This window comes from Microbacterium testaceum, from assembly GCF_020781835.1.
Lineage (GTDB): Bacteria > Actinomycetota > Actinomycetes > Actinomycetales > Microbacteriaceae > Microbacterium > Microbacterium testaceum_H.
On record NZ_JAJGNJ010000065.1, the window covers coordinates 1 to 221 of the forward strand.

1 protein-coding gene is annotated in these 221 nt (G+C 76.0%); it reads right to left on the bottom strand.

Features of this window, described 5'->3' with window-relative positions:
- The coding region (locus LL239_RS17650; RefSeq protein WP_228164627.1) for a hypothetical protein at positions 1-221 on the bottom strand (221 nt) is incomplete at both ends.

The following is a 221-nucleotide window of genomic DNA, read 5'->3' on the forward strand; positions in this document are numbered from 1 at the left end:
ACGGTGGGCGGGTGCGGTGTCGGCGCGGCGGGCGCGGGGTCGTGCGGTGCCCACGCGTCCTGCGGGACGACGACGCCGGCGGAGGTCAGCTCGGCGAGGCGCGCGTTGTAGGCGACCTCGCGAGCCGCGGTGCGAGCGCGGGCTGTGCGCGCGTCGGACCATACGCCCTTGAGCTCGTCGACCGTGTCGGCGGTGGCGATCTCGAGATCCCAGTTGCGGGG